Here is a 17401-nt window from a genome sequence, read left to right on the forward strand (position 1 = left end):
CGTTCGTGGGATGATCACGTCCATGAACAAACACTTACTCGCATTCTTCGGCGGCATCCTGCTCGCCGCCTCGGCGGCCCACGCCGCGCCCGTAGTGCAGCAGGAACCGCTGGAATTCGGCAAGGCCGCCGCCACGCGCTTCACGGTGCAGCGCGACGGCGCGCCCGCCATCCGCTACGTCATCTCGCAACCCGCGCACAAGGCGCCGCTCGTGCTGTTCGTGCAGGGTTCCGGCTGCACGCCGCCGTTCGTCGGCCTGGGCACGCCGAACCGTTACTCGACCGTCTTCAATTTCGTGCCGCTGGCGCAGCGGGGCGACTACGCCGTGATGGTGGTCGACAAGCCGTACCAGCCGGAGGCCCCGCCCCAAGCGCCGCCGGGCGTGGCGACGGGATGTCCGGCCGCGTTCAACGCCAACTTTTCCTACGACAGCTGGCTGGACACGCTGCGCGGCGCGCTGCGCCATGCGCTGGCCTTGCCGTGGGTCGACGGCAGCCGCGTGCTGGTGTTCGGCGTGTCGGAAGGCGCCGTGATGGCAGCGGGCCTCGCGCGCGCGTTGCCCGAGGTGACGCACGTGGCGCTGATCGGCGGCACCGGCACGAGCCAGTTGTTCGACTTCGCCGCCAACGCCTATCGTGCGGGGACGAACGACGACGACACGCTCGCGCGCCTGCGCGACATCGACGCGACCGTCGACGCCATCAACGCGGACCCGCGCAGCAGCGTGAAATTCGCGTGGGGCCACACCTATCTGCGCTGGAGTTCCTTCTTCGCGCAGGCGCCCGGCGAGAACCTGGTCCAGTCGAAGGCGCGGGTCTGGCTGGCCAGCGGCATGCGCGACGACAGCGTACCGGTCCTGTCGACCGAGGTCGCGTACGCGCGCCTGCGCGCGCTCGGGCGCGACGTCACGTTCCGGCGCCTGCCGCGCGCGGGCCACAACCTGATGGCGGAAGGGGGCTCGATGGCGGACGTGCAGAAGGAATACGACGCCGTCATGGCGTGGTTCGACCGCCGCTGAGCGTTGTCGCTTACGGCTGCAGTGCCTTCTCGATATCGCCCGCGATCTCTTCCGGCTTGGTCTGCGGCGCGTAGCGATGCAGCACGGTGCCGTCGCGGCCGACGAGGAACTTGGTGAAGTTCCACTTGATGCCCTCGGTGCCCAGCACGCCCGGCGCCGCGTTCTTCAGGTATTTCCACAGCGGGTGCGCCGCATCGCCGTTGACGTCGACCTTGGCGAACAGCGGGAACGACACGCCGTAGTTCTTTTCGCAGAACGCGCCGATCTCCGATTCCGTGCCCGGCTCCTGGCTGCCGAACTGGTTGCAGGGGAAGCCCAGCACTTCCAGGCCGCGCGCGTGCAGTTCGCGGTACAGGGCCTCGAGGCCCTGGTATTGCGGCGTGAAGCCGCATTTGCTGGCGGTGTTGACGATGAGGAGGACCTTGCCGCGGTACTGGGCCAGGTCGACCGGCTTGCCGTCGAGGGAGGTGGCCTGGAAGTCGAACACGTTCATCGTTGGCTCCTGTAAGCTTGGGTTGATTCGAAGGCAACAGTGTAAGGCAAAGGAGACATCGATGCAGTCCACCGTGAACATTCCCCTGGCCGCGGGCGCGCTGCTCAGCGCCGTCGCCGCGCTGCTCCACCTGGGCATCGTCGCGGGCGGTCCGGCGTGGTACCGCTTCTTCGGCGCGGGCGAACGGTTCGCGCGGGCGGCCGCGCAAGGGCGCCGGTATCCGGCCCTCGTCACGCTGGGGATCGCCGCCGTGCTGTTCACGTGGTCCGCGTATGCGCTGGCGGGCGCCGGTGTCATCGGCGGGCTGCCGTTCCTGAAGGCGGCGCTGGTCGCCATCACGGCCGTCTATCTCGTGCGCGGGGCGGCGTTCGCGCCGCTCGTTCTCGCCAGGGGCGGCGCGATCACGCCGTTCGTCGTGTGGAGTTCGGTGATCTGCTTCGGCTTCGGCGTGGTGCACCTCGTCGGTCTCGTGCAGCGCTGGGCGGCGCTGTAGCCGAAGCGGATCAGAGGAGACCGAGCGTCTCGGTGCCCGCGGAGAAATCGCGGTTCTTCGCGTGCTTGCTATTGAGCTTGATGTTCAGGCGCAGGTCGTTCACGGAGTCCGCGTTGCGCAGCGCATCCTCGTAGGTGATCTTGTCCGCCTCGTACAGGTCGAACAGGGCCTGGTCGAAGGTCTGCATGCCCAGTTCGCGCGACTTCTTCATGATCTCCTTGATCTCGTGGACCTCGCCCTTGAAGATCAGGTCCGAGATCAGCGGCGAATTCAGCATGATCTCCATCGCGACCACGCGTCCCTTCGCTTCCTTCTTCGGAATCAGGCGTTGCGAGATCAGGCCCTTCATGTTCAGCGACAGGTCCATCAGCAGCTGCTGGCGGCGCTCTTCGGGGAAGAAGTTGATGATGCGGTCCAGCGCCTGGTTGGAGCTGTTCGCGTGCAGGGTGGCGAGGCACAGGTGGCCGGTTTCGGCGAACGCGATCGCGTGTTCCATCGTCTCGCGGTCGCGGATTTCTCCGATCTGGATCACGTCCGGCGCCTGGCGCAGGGAGTTCTTCAGCGCTGCCTCGAAGCTGTCCGTGTCGACGCCGACCTCGCGCTGCGTGATCACGCAGTTCTTGTGCGGGTGGACGAATTCGACGGGATCCTCGATCGTGATGATGTGGCCGTAGCTGTTTTCGTTGCGGTAGCCGACCATCGTCGCGAGCGTCGTCGACTTGCCGGAACCCGTGGCGCCGACCATGATCACGAGGCCGCGCTTGGTCATGATCACGTCCTTCAGCACCTCCGGCAGGTCGAGGTCCTCGAACTTCGGGATCGTCGTCGTGATCACGCGCAGCACCATGCCCACGGCGCCCATCTGCATGAAGGCGGAAACGCGGAAGCGTCCCAGGTCGCCGGGGCTGATGGCGAAGTTGGCTTCCTTCGAGAGCTCGAAGCCGGCGGCCTGCTTGTCGTTCATGATGGCGCGCGCCAGGTCGGCCGTGTGCGAGGCCGTGAGGGCCTGGCTGGACACGGGCGTCATGCGGCCGTCGATCTTCATCGCGGGCGGGAAGCCGGACGTGATGAACAGGTCGGAACCGCCCTTGCTGACCATCAGGCGCAGCAGGTCGAACATGAATTTGGAGGCCTGGTCGCGTTCCATGTGAATCCTTAGCCCGGGAAGTTTTCAGGGATCTTGGCGGCAGAGCGTGCAGCCGCGGACGAGATCACGTTGCGGCGCACGAGGTCCGTCAGGTTCTGGTCCAGGGTCTGCATGCCGACGTTGGAGCCGGTCTGGATCGCGGAATACATCTGCGCGATCTTCGCTTCGCGGATCAGGTTGCGGATGGCCGGCGTGCCGATCATGATCTCGTGCGCGGCCACGCGGCCGGCGCCGTCCTTCGTTTTCAGCAGGGTCTGCGAGATCACGGCCTGCAGCGATTCCGACAGCATCGCGCGCACCATCTCCTTTTCCTCCGCCGGGAACACGTCGACGATACGGTCGATGGTCTTCGCGGCCGACGACGTGTGCAGGGTGCCGAACACGAGGTGGCCGGTCTCGGCGGCGGACAGTGCGAGGCGGATCGTCTCCAGGTCGCGCAGCTCGCCGACGAGGATCGCGTCCGGGTCTTCGCGCAGCGCCGAGCGCAGCGCGTTGTTGAACGACAGCGTGTGCGGACCGACTTCGCGCTGGTTGATCAGGCACTTCTTCGAGTCGTGCACGAACTCGATCGGGTCCTCGATGGTGAGGATGTGACCGTACTCGTTCTCGTTCAGGTGGTTGACCATCGCGGCGAGGGTCGTCGACTTGCCGGAGCCCGTCGGACCCGTCACGAGCACGAGGCCGCGCGGCTTCAATGCGAGGTCGGCGAAGATCTTCGGCGCGTTCAGTTCTTCCAGCGACAGGATCTTGGACGGAATCGTCCGCAGCACGGCGGACGCACCCCGTTCCTGGTTGTACGCGTTGACGCGGAAGCGCGCGAGGCCGGGGATCGCGAACGAGAAGTCGCACTCCAGCATCTCTTCGTACTGCTTGCGCTGGCCGTCGTTCATGATGTCATAGATCATGCCGTGCACGTCCTTGTGCTCCAGCGGCGGCAGGTTGATGCGGCGTACGTCGCCATGCACGCGGATCATCGGCGGCAGGCCGGCCGACAGGTGCAGGTCGGAGGCTTTGTTCTTGACCGAGAAAGCGAGCAGTTCGGAGATGTCCATTTATAATGATCCTTTGACGCGGAGCTAGAACACCGTCGTTCCCGCGCAGGCGGGAACCCAATTGCTGCGTGCATGCAGGCTGAGCTTGGATCCCCGCCTGCGCGGGGGTGACGATGAGATATCGCACCGCCAGGCTAGAAAAATATTTCCTGAAGAAAACCATTATGTCCACAATCGCAGCCAACTTGCAAGCTGTCGAAGCGACAATCCAGGCCGCTTGCGAGGCCGCGAACCGGCCCCGTTCCACGGTCCAGTTGCTGGCCGTTTCGAAGACGTTTCCGGCGGAAGCCGTGCTGGAAGCGATCGAAGCGGGCCAGCGCGCGTTCGGCGAAAACTATGTGCAGGAAGGCGTCGACAAGATCGCCGCTGTGGCAAAAGCGCGACCGGGCCTGATGCTTGAATGGCATTTCATCGGCCCGATCCAGAGCAACAAGACGCGGCCCATCGCGACCAGCTTCCAATGGGTGCACACGGTCGAACGTTTAAAGATCGCGCAGCGGCTATCGGAACAGCGCCCGGCCGAACTGGGCCCGCTGGACATCTGCCTGCAAGTGAACATCAGCGGCGAGGCCACCAAAAGTGGCGTCAAGCCGGAGGAGTTGCTGGACCTGGCGAAGGCCGTCGTCCAGCTGCCGAACCTGCGCCTGCGCGGGCTGATGGCGATCCCGGAACCGCAGGCCGATCCGGCCCTGCAACGCGCCCCGTTCGCACGCCTGCGCGCGCTCGCGCAAGACACCGTCAAAGCCGGCATCCACCTCGACACGCTGTCGATGGGCATGTCCGGCGACCTGCAATCGGCCGTGCGGGAAGGCGCGACCATCGTACGCATCGGCAGCGCGATTTTCGGCGCGCGCCATTATGAGTGAATGAAAAAGCGCGCATCACGCGCGCCTAACCCCGGGACTCTCATGAAAATCAGTTTCATCGGCGGCGGCAACATGGCCACCGCCCTCATCGCCGGCCTGGCCGGCAAGGTCGCGCAGGCGGCGGACATCCACGTCGTCGACCCGAACGCGGACGCGCTCGAGCGCCTGCGCACGCAATACGGCGTGACGACGTCGCCGGACATCGGCGCGGCCGTCGCCGCCAGCGACGTCATCGTGCTCGCGGTGAAGCCGCAGCAGATGCGCGACGTCACGGTGCACCTGCAGTCGCAGCTCGCGAACAAGCCGCTGCTGCTGTCGATCGCGGCGGGCATCCGCGGCGCCGATCTGTCGCGCTGGCTCGGCGGCTACGGCGCCATCGTGCGCACGATGCCGAATACGCCGGCACTGATCGGGCAGGGCATCACGGGCATGGTGGCGATGGCCGGCGTCGGCGCCGCGCAAAAGGACGCCGCCGACAGCATCATGCGCGCCGTCGGCCAGACCGTCTGGCTCGATGAAGAAAGCCTGATCGATCCGGTGACGGCGGTGTCGGGCAGCGGCCCCGCCTACGTGTTCTACTTCCTCGAAGCGATGCAGCAGGCGGCCGCGGAAATGGGGCTGTCGGCGGAGCAGGGCAAGGCGCTCGCGCTGGCCACGTTCACGGGCGCGGCCCAGTTGGCGGCGCAATCGGACGAACCCGTCGACGTGCTGCGCCAGCGCGTGACTTCGAAGGGCGGCACCACGCATGCGGCCATCACGAGCATGGAGGCGGCCGGCGTCAAGCAGGCCATCGTCGAGGCCATGAAGGCGGCGGCGGCGCGCGGGCGGGAGCTCGGCGAGGAACTGGGCAAGGACGCCTGACAACCGCCGATGATGCCTGCGATGCCGCGCCCGCCGCTCGTCCTGATGCTTGCCGTAAGCCTGATGGCGAGCGGGCCGATGCCGTGCATGGCTCAGTCGCGGCCGGCGATCGACGGGATCGTCCTGGAGGGCGGCAAACCGGTTGCTGGCGTGGCGCTCTTCCTTGGCAAGTTTCCGGGCAAGAATGAGCCTTGCACCGACGTGGGGGAGGTCATTCCCGTGGCGGCGGACGGCGGCTTTTCATGGACGCCGCCGCGGGAACGCGAACGCACGGATGCGCCGGCCGATGCGGGGGCGGCGATCGCCACGCTGACGGCTTTCTGCATCCGTCATCCGGTGAAAGGTGTGCTGATCGGGGCGATGTTGTTCATGGGGCGGCAGGAACCCGTCGCGATCCGCCTCGATTGCGACGTGGCGCGCCCGCACCGCGGCGGCAACGGACCGCATACAGTGTCGTCGATGCTCGGGCAGCCCCAGTACTGCGCCGTTGCGCCGGCGAACTAGCGGTTTTGCCAGACCCACTTCAAGCCGCGCATATAGCCTTCGGCCTTGCTGGTGCCATGGCCCATTCCCTCGATCGTCACACTCTGCAGTTGCAAGCCCTGGTACTGGTGCGATGCCAGCTGCTTTTCGAATTGCTCGATCGCGCCGCGATACTGGGCCTGTTCGATCGAGCCGACGGAAATGAACATGCGTGCCTTCAAGGGCCGGTTCTGCCTGGCCAGCGCTTCCTCGAGCTTGAACACGGCACCGCCGTCCCAGACGACGGTGGGACTCAGCGCGATATAGCCCGTGAAAAAGTCCGGCGTCTTCATGGCGGCGCCCAGCGTGAACAGGCCGCCCAGCGAGGCACCGGCCAGTGTGCGGTTGTCCTTGTCGCCGTGGTACTTCGATTCGATCAGCGGCGCGACTTCCTTTTCCAGGAAATTCAGGAATTGATCGCCTTTGCCCGAGCCGGGCGCCATCCACATCGACGTATAGGTGTAATCGCGCACGCTGGCGCTGCCGTAGTCCGTGCCGTCCGGGTACGACAGGCCGACCATGATGAACTCCGGCGCCATCTTGTCGTACACCAGGTTGCCGTAGGCGCCGGCGAGCAGCGGCGTGTCCCAGTAGCCGTCCGTGAAATACAGGACCGGATATTTCTTGTTCGGATTGCTCCAGTAGCTGTCAGGGTAGACGATGATCAGTTCGTGGGTCTGGCGGTATAGGCCGACTTCACGGACACGATGTCCGAATTACCGAACACGAATTTCTTCGACGTTGGCTCGGCGAGTGCGGCGGACGCCAGGCCAACGGACAGCAGCAGGACGAGCAGCGCTTTTTTCACGGACGCCCTTCGAGTTGCGGTGGTTGTGCCGGCCGCTTGCCCAGCAGCGCCCAGAGCGAATAGACGCCGATCGCGGTACCGAACGGGAAGTTGAGCAGCCCGAGCACGCTGAATATGATCGTGAACACCCGTCCCGTCGGCGATCCTTTCAGCAGCGCGATCCCGGCGATGGCTTCCGCCGCCAGCAGCAGCGCGAAGAATCCCGCCACTACCGCACCGAAGCCGAAGAAGAAGTTCGCCACGGCGCCGTCGCTGCCGGCCGAGTCGGCGATGAAGTGGCCGATCCAGTTGGTGCCGAGTGCGAAGATCAGCATCATGCCGGCGCCCAGCACGCCGATGACGATGTGAAGCGCGGCGGTAATGCGGGTGTGAATGTCCATGGCGTGCCCATTGATAAAGGCGCTTAGTGTATTTCGTTTTCACCCCGCATAAATACGCACAAAGTCACATCAGGGCGTTGGCGCCTTCAGCCGGAACGAGACATCCCGGTCGCGGTCGACCTCGAGCCGGCCATCCTTGAACACCAGCTCCGCCACCTGGATGACCGTGCGCTGGTGCCAGCGCGCATCCGTCGCCGCTTCCGGTTCGTTTTCCTGATGGACGAAGTAATAGATGAACGCGCGGTCGCCATCGACGACGACGTCCGCGTGCTGTCCCTTGGCCCGGTCGGTGGCCTTGTGGCCCGGTTCGCCGAGGATGTAGCCTTTCTGTTCCGTCCAGGTACGCGCATCGTCGGACCGCAGCACCATCAGGCCCTTCCACACGTCGACGACCATCCAGTAATAGCCCTTGAAGCGGAACACCTTCGGTCCCTCGCCCGTGGTCGGATTGACCGGCTCGTCGCTCACCTTCTTCCACGTGCGCAGGTCCTGGCTGTCGGCGGCCAGGATCTTGCTGCCGGCGCGCTCGTCCTTGTACCACATCCGGTAACCCTGTCCGAGCTTGATGACGGTCGGGTCGATCATGCGGCCGGTGTCCAGCTTCACGGTGCCTTCGCACTGCCATTTGGACAGGTCCGTGCTGGTCAGGTGCTCGATGCGGCCATCCGCGCCGGGGCCGCCCCACCGGTGGAAGATACCCGGGACGATCGTGAGCCACATGTGGTACGTGCCGTTTTCATAGTAGATCTCGGGCGCCCAGAGCGTCACGTCCGTACACGCCTTGGGAAACTCGGCCGTGCCCTGGTAGCGCCAGTGCATGCCGTCCGGGGACGTCGCGATGCCGATGGCCGTGCCGTGCACCCACTCGACGTCCTTCGGGTCGGGCAGCTTCATCGTCGCCCGGCGATTGGTATAGAACATCTTCCACAGCTTGGCGGCGCGGTCGTACACGATCGACACATCCGCGGCGCCGTCGTACACGGGGTCGCGGTACACCGGTTTCGGTGCGACGTCGGCCGCGCTGGCCGCCAGCGGCAGCACAAGGGCCAGGGTGGCGAGGAACGATTTCATGGGATCTCCGGTGGACTCAGAACTTGATCGATAGCGGTTTGCCGGCATACGTGACCGACTTCGTCGCGCCCGCCGGTTCGATGGCGGTCGCGTTGTCCCGGCCGACGACGACGACATTCAGCTTGCGCGTCCCGACCAGGCCCTTGAACGTGCCCTTGCGGGCGCCGATGGTCAGGGTGCGCGCGGCGTCGTTCCATGCCAGGTCGTACGTGGCGTACTTGCCCTTTTCGTAGTCGTACGTTTCGTTGTCGTCTTCATAGACCGTGAACTTGCCGTCGGCGCCCGGATAGACGCGGATCTCGTACGGCGCATCCGGCCGCTCGGTCGCGTACTGGACGACGGGACCCATCGGCACGATCGCGCCGGCGCGCACGTACAGCGGGAAGACGTCGAGCGGCACGTCCTTCGCGACGGTCGTGCCGCCGTGGAAACGCTCGTGCGTCCAGAAGTCGTACCAGTCGGTGCCGGCGGGCAGGTAGGTCTGCATCGTCGTGTCCGGCTTGCCCGACGGTTGCGCCTGCGCGGCCAGCTGCGATGGCGTGCGCCATGCCAGGCGCAGGCTGCGCTCCGACGTGGCATTGAAATACTCGAGGGTGATGGGGAGGCTCTGGCCCTTTTTCAGCACGACCTTGGTGCCGGCGTAGCGCTTGCCGCCGTTTTTCCAGTCCTCGACGGCGAGCTTGCCGTCGACGTACAGGCGGTAGCCGTCGTCGCCTTCCGCACCCAGCTCGTATTCGCCGTCTTCCGGCGCCACGACGGCGCCCGTCCAGCGCGCGGAGAAGTTGTCGAGGCTCGCCAGGCCGGCCGGCATGTCGGCCAGCGGCGGGCCGGGCCACTGGAAGTCGATGGTGGCATCGACGGTCTTGCCGTGCGGCGTCTCGAAATTGGTGCCCGCGAAGTATTGACCGGCCAGTCCGGGCTTGCCGTCGGGCGTGCGCAGCGCGGTCGCCGGGATGGTGGCGGGCGGCGGCGGCTGGAAACGGTACATCTGGCGCGTGACCGGATGGACGAGGAGGGACGGGCCGAACTGGAAGGCGTCGTTGATGTCGCGGACGCGCGGGTCGTCCGGGAAATCCATCGGCAGGGCGCGCATCAGCGTGTAGCCGTCGCGGGTGACTTTCCCGGCCAGGCTGTACGTGTAGGGCAGCAGCCGGTAGCGCAGGCGCACGGCATCGTACAGCGCCTTGTACATCTCGGGATCCGTCTGCTTGAAGAGGTAGGGCTCGCGCTCGATGTCGGTGCCGTGGATGCGCATCAGCGGATTGAAGGCGGCGTATTGCAGCCAGCGGGCATACAGTTCGCGGTACGACGCATTCTTTTCGCCGCCCGGGAATTCACCGCCGATGAAGAAACCGGCGGTATCCTGCGTCCAGTACGGGTTGCCCGTGATGGTGACGTTGACGCCGCCGTTGATCTGCTCGAGCAGGGTTTTCCAGCTCGCCCGCGTATCGCCCGACCACGAGGCCGCCGCGGTCCGTTGCGCGCCGGCCCAGGCCGAGCGCGTCAGCGTGAACACGCGCTTGTTGCTGGTCGCGCGTTGGCCTTCATAGGTGCCGAGCGTCGTCATCAGCGAGTACGGATTGAGGTAGCGGGCGAAGTCGCCCATCGCGTTGTTGCCGAGTCCCTTGATGTCGCGCTCGTTGTCGGCGGCGTTGTGCGCGGCCGTGCCGACTTCGACCTCGGTGCCGTCCATCCACAGCGCGTCCACGCCCACGTCGAGCAGGCCCTTCTTGACGTGCTTGAAGTAGATCTTGCGGCCTTCGGGGCTGAAGGCGTCGTAGATGCGCGCCTTTTTCGAAATCCAGTGCAGCGGCTCGAAGCGCAGCTTGTGTTCGTCGAGCTCGTGCGCCAGCGCGGTGTCGTTGCCGATCGACGGCCAGATCGACACCATGAGCTTCAGGTGCATGTCGTGGATGGCCTTCGTCATGCCTTTCGGATCGGGGAAGCGCTCGCGGTTCCACGTCATGCCGCTCCAGGTACCGTCCTTGTCGCTGCCCCAGTACTGCCAGTCCTGCACGATGTAGTCGAGCGGGAACTGCTCCTTGCGGAAGGTGCGTGCCACCTCGACGAGGCGGTCCTGCGTCTGGTAGCGCTCCTTGCTCATGAACAGGCCGAACGCCTGCTTCGGCACCATCGGCGCCGCGCCGGTGAGGTCGCGGTAGCCGGCCACGACGTCGTCCAGCGTGGCGCCGGCCATGAAGTAGTAATCGACGCCGCCCGGCGCGCTTTCCGCCCACAGCGACGCGCCGTCGGCGTTATCCGTGAAGCGCATCTTCGAATACGTGTCCCACAGGATGCCGTAGCGTTCCGTCGACACCATGACGGGGATGATGATGCCGACATTCGTCTGCACCAGCAGCAGGTCCTTGTTGCGGCGGTTGATGTCGCCTTCGCCCACGAAGCCGAACCCGTAGATGCCCTCGCCGGGCTTCAGGGTGAACGTGTTGCGCGCTTCATAGGTCGGCGCGCCGGCCAGCTCGATTTTCTTCAGCGTCTGCGGCGCGCTGCGCTTTTCCTGCGTGTAGATCTTGCCCTGCGCATCCTGGAACGTGATGGCGCCGGTCGACTTGTCGATCACGATGCGCAGCCGTTTGCTTTCCAGCGTGAGGGAGTCGGCGCCGTCGCGCGTCGTGAAGGCGACGGGCGCGGGCGCGTGCGTCACGACGATGCTCGGATGACGCCAGTAGTTTTCGCCGAGCGTCGTGTTCACGCGCACCGTCGCCGGGCCGTAGAAGATCACGTTCTTGGTCACGCCGCCGACGCGGACCTGCACGCCGTGCGCGATGGGCGCATACGAAAAGGCCGACGTCGCGGCGGCGACCGGCAGCAGGTGGCCGTTGGCGTCGAGGCCGGCGAGCGGCGCCGCATGCGCGCTCCCGGCAAGCATGGCGAGCAGCGTGAGCGCCGGCAGTGCGGTGTAGGTTTTCATGACATTCCTGATCTGGATGGCTGAGGTTAACGCGAGACGTTAGCAGAATAATTTGTTCGGTGATATTACAAATTTTCACTAAAACCATAACGAAAACGGCATGGCACAGCCCGCGTATGTGCCCCGAGACGATGAGATAGCGCTATCATCGAACGTTGATCCCTATAACAACAACGGAGACTTCAATGAAAAAGCTGCTCATCACATCCATCTACGCCCTGGCGCTGAGCGTCGCCGTCCCGGCCTGGGCACAGCAGCCCGCCACCCAGGCGCCCGAGCGTCACTTCGTGCTGGAGAACACGCAGATCATCCCCGTGCAGTCGCAGTCGACGGGCAGGGCGCACGAGCTGGTCGTCGTGCTGCCGTCCAGCTACGCGGCGCATCCGGAAAAGCGCTATCCCGTGCTGTACTACCTCGACGCGTACTGGGACACGCCGCTGCTGACCGCCACCTACGGCAACCTGATCTACGATAACCAGGTCCCCGAGTTCATCATGGTGGGCCTGTCGTATCCATCCGGCGCCAACTACGACGTCGAGCGCCGCCGCGACTACACCATCACCGCGACGGACGCCGATTCCGGCAAGGCCGACGCCTTCCTCGGCTTCATCACGAAGGAAGTCGCGCCGCTGATCGAGAGCCGCTTCCGCGCCGAGAAGACGGACCGCGTGATCTCCGGCAGCTCGCTGGGCGGCCTGTTCGCCATCGCGGCCGCGTACAAGGCGCCGGGCTTCTTCGCGGGCCATATCGCGATCAGCCCCGCGGCCGGCTGGGACCACGGCGCGCTCGGCAAGCTCGATGCCGCCTACGCCCGCGACCACAAGGCACTGTCCACGCGCATGTTCATCTCGCACGGCAGCATCGAATATCCCGCATTCCAGCAGCCCATCGCGGCGTTCCAGAAGCAGCTGGGCAACCGCAACTACCGGGGCCTGGCGCTGCAGACCTGGACGATGGAAGGGCTCGATCACACGGCCGTGAAAGGCGACGGCTACGTGCGCGGCCTGATGTGGGTATGGAAGCCGAAGAAGCCGGCCGGGCCGAGCGGGCTGACGAAGGCGATGCAGCAGCAGGGCGAGTAGGGTGCCGGTCAGCGTCCGCGGAAGTGCGACGCCTGCAGGAAGCGCAGGCCGGCGAGCACCTGGTCCACGCGTTCGCTGGACAGCCGGCCGATGCGTGTCCCTAGCCGTGCTTTCGGGATTGCGCTGATCTGCGAAGGCAGGACGACGCTGCGCTTCTCGAGTCCGCCCTCGCCGGGTTCCAGCGGCACGCAACCGGGCTCGCTTGCCCGCCTGAGGTTCGTCGTCAGGGCGCAGACGATCACGGTGTCGATGCGCGAATGATTGAACAGGTCATCCTGCACGACGAGGTGCGGATGGGGATACCCGGGCACCGAGCCGCGCGTGCCGTCCGGCGCCACCCAGTAGAGCTCACCCCTGTCGATGCGCCGCGCGGGCGTGTGGTCGTTGTCCATGTGGTTTCCAATCAGTGGAATGATAGGATAGCGCTTTACGCACCATCCAGAGGAAGCCATGACCATATTCGCCATGCCCGTATTCGACGCCACCGTCATCTACGAAGGCAACGAGCTGTTCAAGGGCCAGGGCGCGGCGCGCGGCTGGGCCGAGAAGCTGGCCAGGGAAATCGAGACGCCCGTCACGGTCGAGAAGATCGGCACCGGCTGGGCGCTGTGCGCGCAGCTGGACGGCGTCGCTTGCCGCTGGGGCATCCTGGGCCAGCGACTGAAGCGGCTGGACTGATGGCCGCGTTGACGGTCTCGCGGATCCTGCATGCGGGCTACGTGTTCGCATGCGAGGGTATGCGCATCGCCTTCGACACTATCTTCGAAAACCCGTTCAGCCGCAACTGCCACGCGTTCCCGGACGTGCGCTTCGACGCAGCGCTGATCCGGCGCCAGCGCTTCGACGCCGTTTTCATCTCCCACTTCCACGACGACCACTGCTCGCTCGAGAGCCTGGACCTGCTGGACCGCGCGACGCCGCTGTACATCTACTGCCTGTTCGACGAATTGTTCGACATGGTGCGCGAACTGGGTTTTACGCGCGTCCACGCGCTGCAGCTTGACGTGCCCGTGGACGTCGGCCCGTTCCAGGTCGTGCCGCGCGAAGCGATGGATGCCGAGGTCGACTCGATGTTCCAGGTTCGTGCCGCCGGCCTGAACGTCCTGAACGTGGTCGACTCGTGGATCGACGATGCGGCGCTCGCACGCCTCGTCGCCGAAAAGCCATGGGACCTCGTGCTGTTTCCGTTCCAGACGATGCGCGAGATCGAGGTGCTGGCCCCGACGCGCGCCGAACCCGCGCCGCCGGCGCTGCCGGAGGAATGGCTGGAGCAGTTGCAGGCCCTGGACCCGCGCTTCGTCGTGCCGAGTTCATGCCAGTTCCAGCTCGAACCCTGGTCGTGGTACAACCGCGCGTTCTTCCCGATCTCGTATGCCCGTTTCACCGCCGAGGTGCAGGCGGTGCTGCCGCGGGCGCGCGTCGTGCGCATGGATCCGTCGGTCTCGATGCAGCTCGATGCGGACGGATTGCGCGCGGCGCCGCCGCTGGACTGGGTCATTCCCGTCGGCGCACAGGACGTCGACTACATGTATGAGGGCAATGCCGACGCGCCGCCCACGGCCGACATCGCCCGCCACTTCCCTGCGCTGACGGCGGACCAGTGGACGCGCGTGCTGGACTTTTGCCGCACGGGCCTGGCGGACCGGTATGCCGCGCTGGATGACGAGAGCGAGTATTTCGACGGGCCGCGCGTCTGGCAGCTGTCGATCCACGATCATGCCGGCGAGGTGACGCGCTTCCGCTACCGGCTGTCGCCAGGCAGCGCGGACCCTGTCGACGATGATGGGCCACTGGGCTGGACCACCGGGATCCCGGCCGCGAAACTGTACGCGGCGCTGGAACTGGGCGAGTCGCTGACGTCGCTGTACATGCGCATCAACGATGCCGTGTTCGATGCGGACACGGAGCGTGACCTGGCGCAGGCCGACGTGATCGAGGATCCGCTGATCCGCTGCCTGTTCAGCGAGGGCTTCGGCGCCTACCAGCGGGCGCAATTGCGGCGGCTGCTCGCGCGCTAGCCCGGCCCGAAGTCCAGTTGTGATTGTTCCGGCGGATACGTGATCCGCAGGCCCTCGACGTGCGCGAAGGGCGTCAGCTTGTGCGGCTTGCGCTGGCGCGCATCGATGATGTCGTCGACGGGCACGCCGCGCACCAGCAGCGCATCGGCGACGAGCGAGCGGTGGCAGCGCCACGGCACCGCTTCAGCGCACATCAGCGCGCAGGGCCGGGTCTGCGCGAGTTCGATGACCGCATCGACGTTGGCCGCGAATTCGTCGGTCTGCATGTAGTCCGCGTAGCCGCGGAACGACGTGTTGCGCCAGGCGGCATTCGGTGAATCCTTGAGCGGGCGGCGCAGGCCGCCGAGGCCTTTCATGTATCGGTATTCGATGCCGGCATCGAGCAGCGAGGCCGCGAGTTCATCCTGCCCGAACTGCGGATTGTGGCGCGATTTGGGGACGGTCCGGATATCGAGCAGGCAGGCGATGCCGTTCTGCCAGAGCAGTCCGATGAACTCCTCGATCGTACGGTTCGAATGCCCGATGGTGCAGACGGGTGCGGGTGTCATGACGCTATTCTGGCACGGCCGCGCGGGGCGGGGCGCCCGCTTCCTTACAGACTGAAACGTCTCTTACAGCGACCGAACAGAGCGTTTCTGGCGCGCGCGCTACGATGAAGTCATCCACTTCAATCGGGAGAACAAAATGACACTCAATAATCGCCCCCTCCTGCGCATCGCCGTCATCCTGGCCTTGAGCGCCGCCACCACGTCCGCGTTCGCGCAGAGCGCCGAATATCGCCGCGGCTATGACGACGGCTATGCCGCCGGCCTGCGCGAAGCCGGCGGCGGTCGCGGTGAAGGCCGCGGCTCGCGCATCTTCGTCGAAGACGCGGAATACGGCACGCATTTCGCGTCCTGCGACGCACGCCGCGCCGTGCGCTATCAGGTCGAACGCAATCGCGGCGCCGTCCGCGCGGATAACCAGCTGTGCGGCGATCCGGCGCGCGGGGAGCCGAAGCGGTTGCGCATCGTGTATCGGTGCGGTGACAGCGAAGCCGTCCGCGTCGTTGCGCGCGAGAATGAGACGGTGCGGTTGAGCTGCAGGCGCTGAGTGGGTGCGCACGGTGTACAATGTTGCAACATTGACACCATTGCGTACCATCATGACGAGTATCTTGCGGCCCCTCGGCCTGTCCCTGCTGCTGGCCACCTCGATCGCGAACGCCGCCGACGCGCCGTTCTACTTCATCGACATTGCCAACACGGGCAAGGCCGTCCTGTACAGCGAGTCCCAAACCGCACCGAAGGGCGACCTGTCGTATGCGCTGGTCGAGCAGGTCGGCATGGGATGCTGTTTCAGGGCTACCGGACGCAAGCCCGCCCGCAAAGGGGATGACGACACGGCCAGGTTCGTGGCGGACGACGACAAGCCCATCTTCAGCCACGCCGTCCAGTTCAGCAGCGCAAAGAAGCCCGAACTGGAACAGGCCTACGGTTTCGAAGGCATGCAAACGGTAACGAAGAAAGGTCGCGACACCTACCAGGTCACGCTGCAGGCCGGCGACCCGGTGTTCGTTCGCACCTGCTACTCGGGCGAAGGGCTGCGGGTGCGGCTGTTCCGCCGGCTGGCCGACCGGAAGCCGTACGCGAGCTATTACTACTATCTCGGATACGACGTGGAGCCGACCTGCCGCTAGTGCGCCGCCAGCGTCAGCGCAATCCCCATTTCCCGATATGGCCGCAACACTTCCTCGCCAGTCGTTGCCGGCACCACGAGCCCACTGATCTCGGCCAGCCCGACGATCCGGTACGGCGACGCGGTGGTCAGCTTCTCCGACGACGCCAGCACGACGGTCTCCGCCGCCGCATGGCATAGCGCCCGCTTGATGCAGGCTTCCTCGTAATCGCCGGTCGACAGCCCGCTCTCGGGATGCACGCTCGTCACGCCCATGAAGTACGTGTCGGCGCGGATTTGCGCGATGGCTTCCAGCGTCGCCGCACCCACGCCGACGGCCGAGTGGCGGAACAGGCGGCCCCCGAGCATGATGACTTCGATGTCCGGATGGTCCATCAGCTCCATCGCGATGGACGGGCTGTGCGTGACGACCGTCGCTTTCAGGCGCCGCGGCAGCGCGCGCACGAGTTGCGCGCACGTGGTGCCGCCGTCGACGAACACGACCTGGCCCGGCTGCACGAGCGCGGCGGCGGCGCGGCCGATGGCGGCCTTGTCGTCGGTGGCGATGCTGTGGCGCGTCGCGAAGTCCGCCAGCACCGGGCTGGCGGGCAGGGCGCCGCCGTGCACCCGCTGCAGCAGGCCTTCCTTCGCCAGCTCGCGCAGGTCGCGCCGGACCGTGTCCTCCGAAACGCCCAGTTCCGCGCTCATCTTCGTGGCGACGATCTGGCCGTCGCGGCGCAACATCACTCGCTTGTGGGATGCGTTCATGAGCCCCGGCAGCGTGACGGAGCGCCTGCACTTCTTCGTGGCCGAGTACGAGGCGCGCGACCGCGTGGGACCCGGCGGCGGCGTGGCGGCCGAGGGCGAACGTCTGGACGTGCTGGAACTGGACATCGACGCGGCGCTGGTCATGATCGGCACGGGCATCGTCGACGGCAAGACGATCATGCTGCTGCAGTACGCGCGCTCGCACCTGTTCGCGCCGCGCGGGATGATGATCCTGGT

General features: G+C 65.9%; 21 protein-coding genes and 1 pseudogene. 11 read left to right on the top strand and 11 right to left on the bottom strand.

The features are described 5' to 3' along the window. The first annotated feature begins 22 nt into the window (after nt 1–22). Nucleotides 23–1018: an alpha/beta hydrolase family protein gene (locus tag ACEN98_RS20385; protein ID WP_413386787.1), complete on the top strand. Its 996-nt coding sequence runs from the start codon at nt 23–25 to the stop codon at nt 1016–1018. A 10-nt stretch (nt 1019–1028) separates the two neighbouring features. On the opposite strand, the gene ACEN98_RS20390 is transcribed toward ACEN98_RS20385, so the two are convergent. Further along, the gene (locus ACEN98_RS20390; protein WP_413386789.1) at nt 1029–1511 is read right to left on the bottom strand and encodes a glutathione peroxidase; all 483 of its coding nucleotides are present in this window, start codon (nt 1509–1511) and stop codon (nt 1029–1031) included. Between the two features lie 61 nt (nt 1512–1572). Here ACEN98_RS20390 and ACEN98_RS20395 point away from each other — a divergent pair, with 61 nt between their 5' ends. Next, nucleotides 1573–2004, top strand: a complete 432-nt coding sequence (locus tag ACEN98_RS20395) for a hypothetical protein (RefSeq protein ID WP_413386790.1) — start codon at nt 1573–1575, stop codon at nt 2002–2004. Nucleotides 2005–2014: 10 nt separating this feature from the next. On the opposite strand, the gene ACEN98_RS20400 is transcribed toward ACEN98_RS20395, so the two are convergent. Together ACEN98_RS20400 and ACEN98_RS20405 are read right to left on the bottom strand one after the other, a co-directional pair. Beyond that, a complete protein-coding gene (locus tag ACEN98_RS20400; RefSeq protein WP_056122526.1) occupies nt 2015–3151 on the bottom strand; it encodes a PilT/PilU family type 4a pilus ATPase in 1137 nt (378 codons plus the stop codon). Between the two features lie 8 nt (nt 3152–3159). Next, the gene (locus tag ACEN98_RS20405) at nt 3160–4203 is read right to left on the bottom strand and encodes a type IV pilus twitching motility protein PilT (RefSeq protein ID WP_413386792.1); all 1044 of its coding nucleotides are present in this window, start codon (nt 4201–4203) and stop codon (nt 3160–3162) included. Nucleotides 4204–4367: 164 nt separating this feature from the next. Between ACEN98_RS20405 and ACEN98_RS20410 the strand changes: the two genes are divergently transcribed. The 3 genes from ACEN98_RS20410 to ACEN98_RS20420 are packed head-to-tail and all read left to right on the top strand — an operon-like array spanning nt 4368 to nt 6434. Continuing rightward, nucleotides 4368–5069, top strand: coding sequence for a YggS family pyridoxal phosphate-dependent enzyme (locus ACEN98_RS20410; RefSeq protein ID WP_413386794.1), 702 nt, complete (start codon nt 4368–4370; stop codon nt 5067–5069). Nucleotides 5070–5111: 42 nt separating this feature from the next. After that, the gene (gene proC / locus ACEN98_RS20415; RefSeq protein ID WP_413386796.1) at nt 5112–5930 is read left to right on the top strand and encodes a pyrroline-5-carboxylate reductase; all 819 of its coding nucleotides are present in this window, start codon (nt 5112–5114) and stop codon (nt 5928–5930) included. Between the two features lie 9 nt (nt 5931–5939). Continuing rightward, nucleotides 5940–6434, top strand: a complete 495-nt coding sequence (locus tag ACEN98_RS20420) for a hypothetical protein (protein ID WP_413386798.1) — start codon at nt 5940–5942, stop codon at nt 6432–6434. Here the strand turns inward: ACEN98_RS20420 and ACEN98_RS20425 are convergent. The 5 genes from ACEN98_RS20425 to ACEN98_RS20445 all read right to left on the bottom strand — a co-directional run bounded on the left by ACEN98_RS20425 (nt 6431) and on the right by ACEN98_RS20445 (nt 11640). Then, a complete protein-coding gene (locus ACEN98_RS20425) occupies nt 6431–7120 on the bottom strand; it encodes an alpha/beta hydrolase (protein ID WP_413389064.1) in 690 nt (229 codons plus the stop codon). The genes ACEN98_RS20420 and ACEN98_RS20425 overlap by 4 nt on opposite strands. After that, nucleotides 7117–7260, bottom strand: coding sequence for a hypothetical protein (locus ACEN98_RS20430; protein ID WP_413386800.1), 144 nt, complete (start codon nt 7258–7260; stop codon nt 7117–7119). Before ACEN98_RS20430 ends, ACEN98_RS20425 begins: the two co-directional genes overlap by 4 nt. Further along, nucleotides 7257–7640 carry a hypothetical protein gene (locus tag ACEN98_RS20435; protein ID WP_413337119.1) on the bottom strand — a complete coding sequence of 128 codons (384 nt, stop codon included), beginning with the start codon at nt 7638–7640 and terminating at the stop codon, nt 7257–7259. The genes ACEN98_RS20430 and ACEN98_RS20435 overlap by 4 nt, the downstream gene beginning before the upstream one ends. Before the next feature lie 69 nt (nt 7641–7709). Further along, entirely contained in the window at nt 7710–8711 is a 1002-nt protein-coding gene (locus ACEN98_RS20440; RefSeq protein WP_413386802.1) for a family 43 glycosylhydrolase, read from the bottom strand. A 16-nt stretch (nt 8712–8727) separates the two neighbouring features. Beyond that, complete coding sequence (locus ACEN98_RS20445; RefSeq protein ID WP_413386804.1) at nt 8728–11640, bottom strand: TIM-barrel domain-containing protein; 2913 nt, start codon at nt 11638–11640, stop codon at nt 8728–8730. Between the two features lie 185 nt (nt 11641–11825). On the opposite strand from ACEN98_RS20445, the gene ACEN98_RS20450 reads away from it, so the two are divergent. Continuing rightward, entirely contained in the window at nt 11826–12722 is an 897-nt protein-coding gene (locus ACEN98_RS20450; protein ID WP_413386807.1) for an alpha/beta hydrolase, read from the top strand. A gap of 8 nt (nt 12723–12730) precedes the next feature. Here the strand turns inward: ACEN98_RS20450 and ACEN98_RS20455 are convergent, their stop codons facing one another. After that, nucleotides 12731–13114 (bottom strand): type II toxin-antitoxin system PemK/MazF family toxin, encoded by a 384-nt coding sequence (locus tag ACEN98_RS20455; protein ID WP_413337123.1) that lies wholly within the window; start codon nt 13112–13114, stop codon nt 12731–12733. Nucleotides 13115–13172: 58 nt separating this feature from the next. Here ACEN98_RS20455 and ACEN98_RS20460 point away from each other — a divergent pair, with 58 nt between their 5' ends. Together ACEN98_RS20460 and ACEN98_RS20465 are read left to right on the top strand one after the other, a co-directional pair. Beyond that, nucleotides 13173–13400: a hypothetical protein gene (locus tag ACEN98_RS20460; RefSeq protein WP_160409665.1), complete on the top strand. Its 228-nt coding sequence runs from the start codon at nt 13173–13175 to the stop codon at nt 13398–13400. Beyond that, complete coding sequence (locus ACEN98_RS20465; protein WP_413386809.1) at nt 13400–14740, top strand: MBL fold metallo-hydrolase; 1341 nt, start codon at nt 13400–13402, stop codon at nt 14738–14740. The genes ACEN98_RS20460 and ACEN98_RS20465 overlap by 1 nt, the downstream gene beginning before the upstream one ends. On the opposite strand, the gene ACEN98_RS20470 is transcribed toward ACEN98_RS20465, so the two are convergent. Next, nucleotides 14737–15288 (bottom strand): DUF488 family protein, encoded by a 552-nt coding sequence (locus tag ACEN98_RS20470; protein ID WP_413386811.1) that lies wholly within the window; start codon nt 15286–15288, stop codon nt 14737–14739. The genes ACEN98_RS20465 and ACEN98_RS20470 overlap by 4 nt on opposite strands. 136 nt (nt 15289–15424) lie before the next feature. Between ACEN98_RS20470 and ACEN98_RS20475 the strand changes: the two genes are divergently transcribed. Both ACEN98_RS20475 and ACEN98_RS20480 read left to right on the top strand, forming a co-directional pair. Next, on the top strand, nt 15425–15832 hold the full coding sequence (locus ACEN98_RS20475) for a hypothetical protein (protein WP_413386813.1): 408 nt from the start codon (nt 15425–15427) through the stop codon (nt 15830–15832). A 52-nt stretch (nt 15833–15884) separates the two neighbouring features. Continuing rightward, nucleotides 15885–16418: a hypothetical protein gene (locus tag ACEN98_RS20480; protein ID WP_413386815.1), complete on the top strand. Its 534-nt coding sequence runs from the start codon at nt 15885–15887 to the stop codon at nt 16416–16418. On the opposite strand, the gene ACEN98_RS20485 is transcribed toward ACEN98_RS20480, so the two are convergent. Continuing rightward, on the bottom strand, nt 16415–17164 hold the full coding sequence (locus ACEN98_RS20485; RefSeq protein ID WP_413386817.1) for a DeoR/GlpR family DNA-binding transcription regulator: 750 nt from the start codon (nt 17162–17164) through the stop codon (nt 16415–16417). The genes ACEN98_RS20480 and ACEN98_RS20485 overlap by 4 nt on opposite strands. Between ACEN98_RS20485 and ACEN98_RS20490 the strand changes: the two are divergent. Beyond that, nucleotides 17154–17369 (top strand): annotated as a pseudogene (locus tag ACEN98_RS20490) (GDP-mannose pyrophosphatase); the annotation flags it as partial. The gene ACEN98_RS20485 and the pseudogene ACEN98_RS20490 sit on opposite strands and share 11 nt — an antisense overlap. Between the last annotated feature and the right edge of the window lie 32 nt (nt 17370–17401).

It is taken from the genome of Massilia sp. CT11-137, from assembly GCF_047302885.1.
GTDB classification, from domain to species: Bacteria; Pseudomonadota; Gammaproteobacteria; order Burkholderiales; family Burkholderiaceae_D; genus Telluria; species Telluria orientalis.

Coding starts and splice junctions, on each gene's coding strand:
- ACEN98_RS20410 (WP_413386794.1), top strand. CDS start 4,368: ATGTCCACAATCGCAGCCAACTTGCAAGCTGTCGAAGCGACAATCCAG.
- ACEN98_RS20445 (WP_413386804.1), bottom strand. CDS start 11,640: ATGAAAACCTACACCGCACTGCCGGCGCTCACGCTGCTCGCCATGCTT.
- ACEN98_RS20385 (WP_413386787.1), top strand. CDS start 23: ATGAACAAACACTTACTCGCATTCTTCGGCGGCATCCTGCTCGCCGCC.
- ACEN98_RS20455 (WP_413337123.1), bottom strand. CDS start 13,114: ATGGACAACGACCACACGCCCGCGCGGCGCATCGACAGGGGTGAGCTC.
- ACEN98_RS20460 (WP_160409665.1), top strand. CDS start 13,173: ATGACCATATTCGCCATGCCCGTATTCGACGCCACCGTCATCTACGAA.
- proC (WP_413386796.1), top strand. CDS start 5,112: ATGAAAATCAGTTTCATCGGCGGCGGCAACATGGCCACCGCCCTCATC.
- ACEN98_RS20405 (WP_413386792.1), bottom strand. CDS start 4,203: ATGGACATCTCCGAACTGCTCGCTTTCTCGGTCAAGAACAAAGCCTCC.
- ACEN98_RS20435 (WP_413337119.1), bottom strand. CDS start 7,640: ATGGACATTCACACCCGCATTACCGCCGCGCTTCACATCGTCATCGGC.
- ACEN98_RS20485 (WP_413386817.1), bottom strand. CDS start 17,164: ATGAACGCATCCCACAAGCGAGTGATGTTGCGCCGCGACGGCCAGATC.
- ACEN98_RS20450 (WP_413386807.1), top strand. CDS start 11,826: ATGAAAAAGCTGCTCATCACATCCATCTACGCCCTGGCGCTGAGCGTC.
- ACEN98_RS20420 (WP_413386798.1), top strand. CDS start 5,940: ATGATGCCTGCGATGCCGCGCCCGCCGCTCGTCCTGATGCTTGCCGTA.
- ACEN98_RS20400 (WP_056122526.1), bottom strand. CDS start 3,151: ATGGAACGCGACCAGGCCTCCAAATTCATGTTCGACCTGCTGCGCCTG.
- ACEN98_RS20440 (WP_413386802.1), bottom strand. CDS start 8,711: ATGAAATCGTTCCTCGCCACCCTGGCCCTTGTGCTGCCGCTGGCGGCC.
- ACEN98_RS20475 (WP_413386813.1), top strand. CDS start 15,425: ATGACACTCAATAATCGCCCCCTCCTGCGCATCGCCGTCATCCTGGCC.
- ACEN98_RS20465 (WP_413386809.1), top strand. CDS start 13,400: ATGGCCGCGTTGACGGTCTCGCGGATCCTGCATGCGGGCTACGTGTTC.
- ACEN98_RS20470 (WP_413386811.1), bottom strand. CDS start 15,288: ATGACACCCGCACCCGTCTGCACCATCGGGCATTCGAACCGTACGATC.
- ACEN98_RS20480 (WP_413386815.1), top strand. CDS start 15,885: ATGACGAGTATCTTGCGGCCCCTCGGCCTGTCCCTGCTGCTGGCCACC.
- ACEN98_RS20390 (WP_413386789.1), bottom strand. CDS start 1,511: ATGAACGTGTTCGACTTCCAGGCCACCTCCCTCGACGGCAAGCCGGTC.
- ACEN98_RS20395 (WP_413386790.1), top strand. CDS start 1,573: ATGCAGTCCACCGTGAACATTCCCCTGGCCGCGGGCGCGCTGCTCAGC.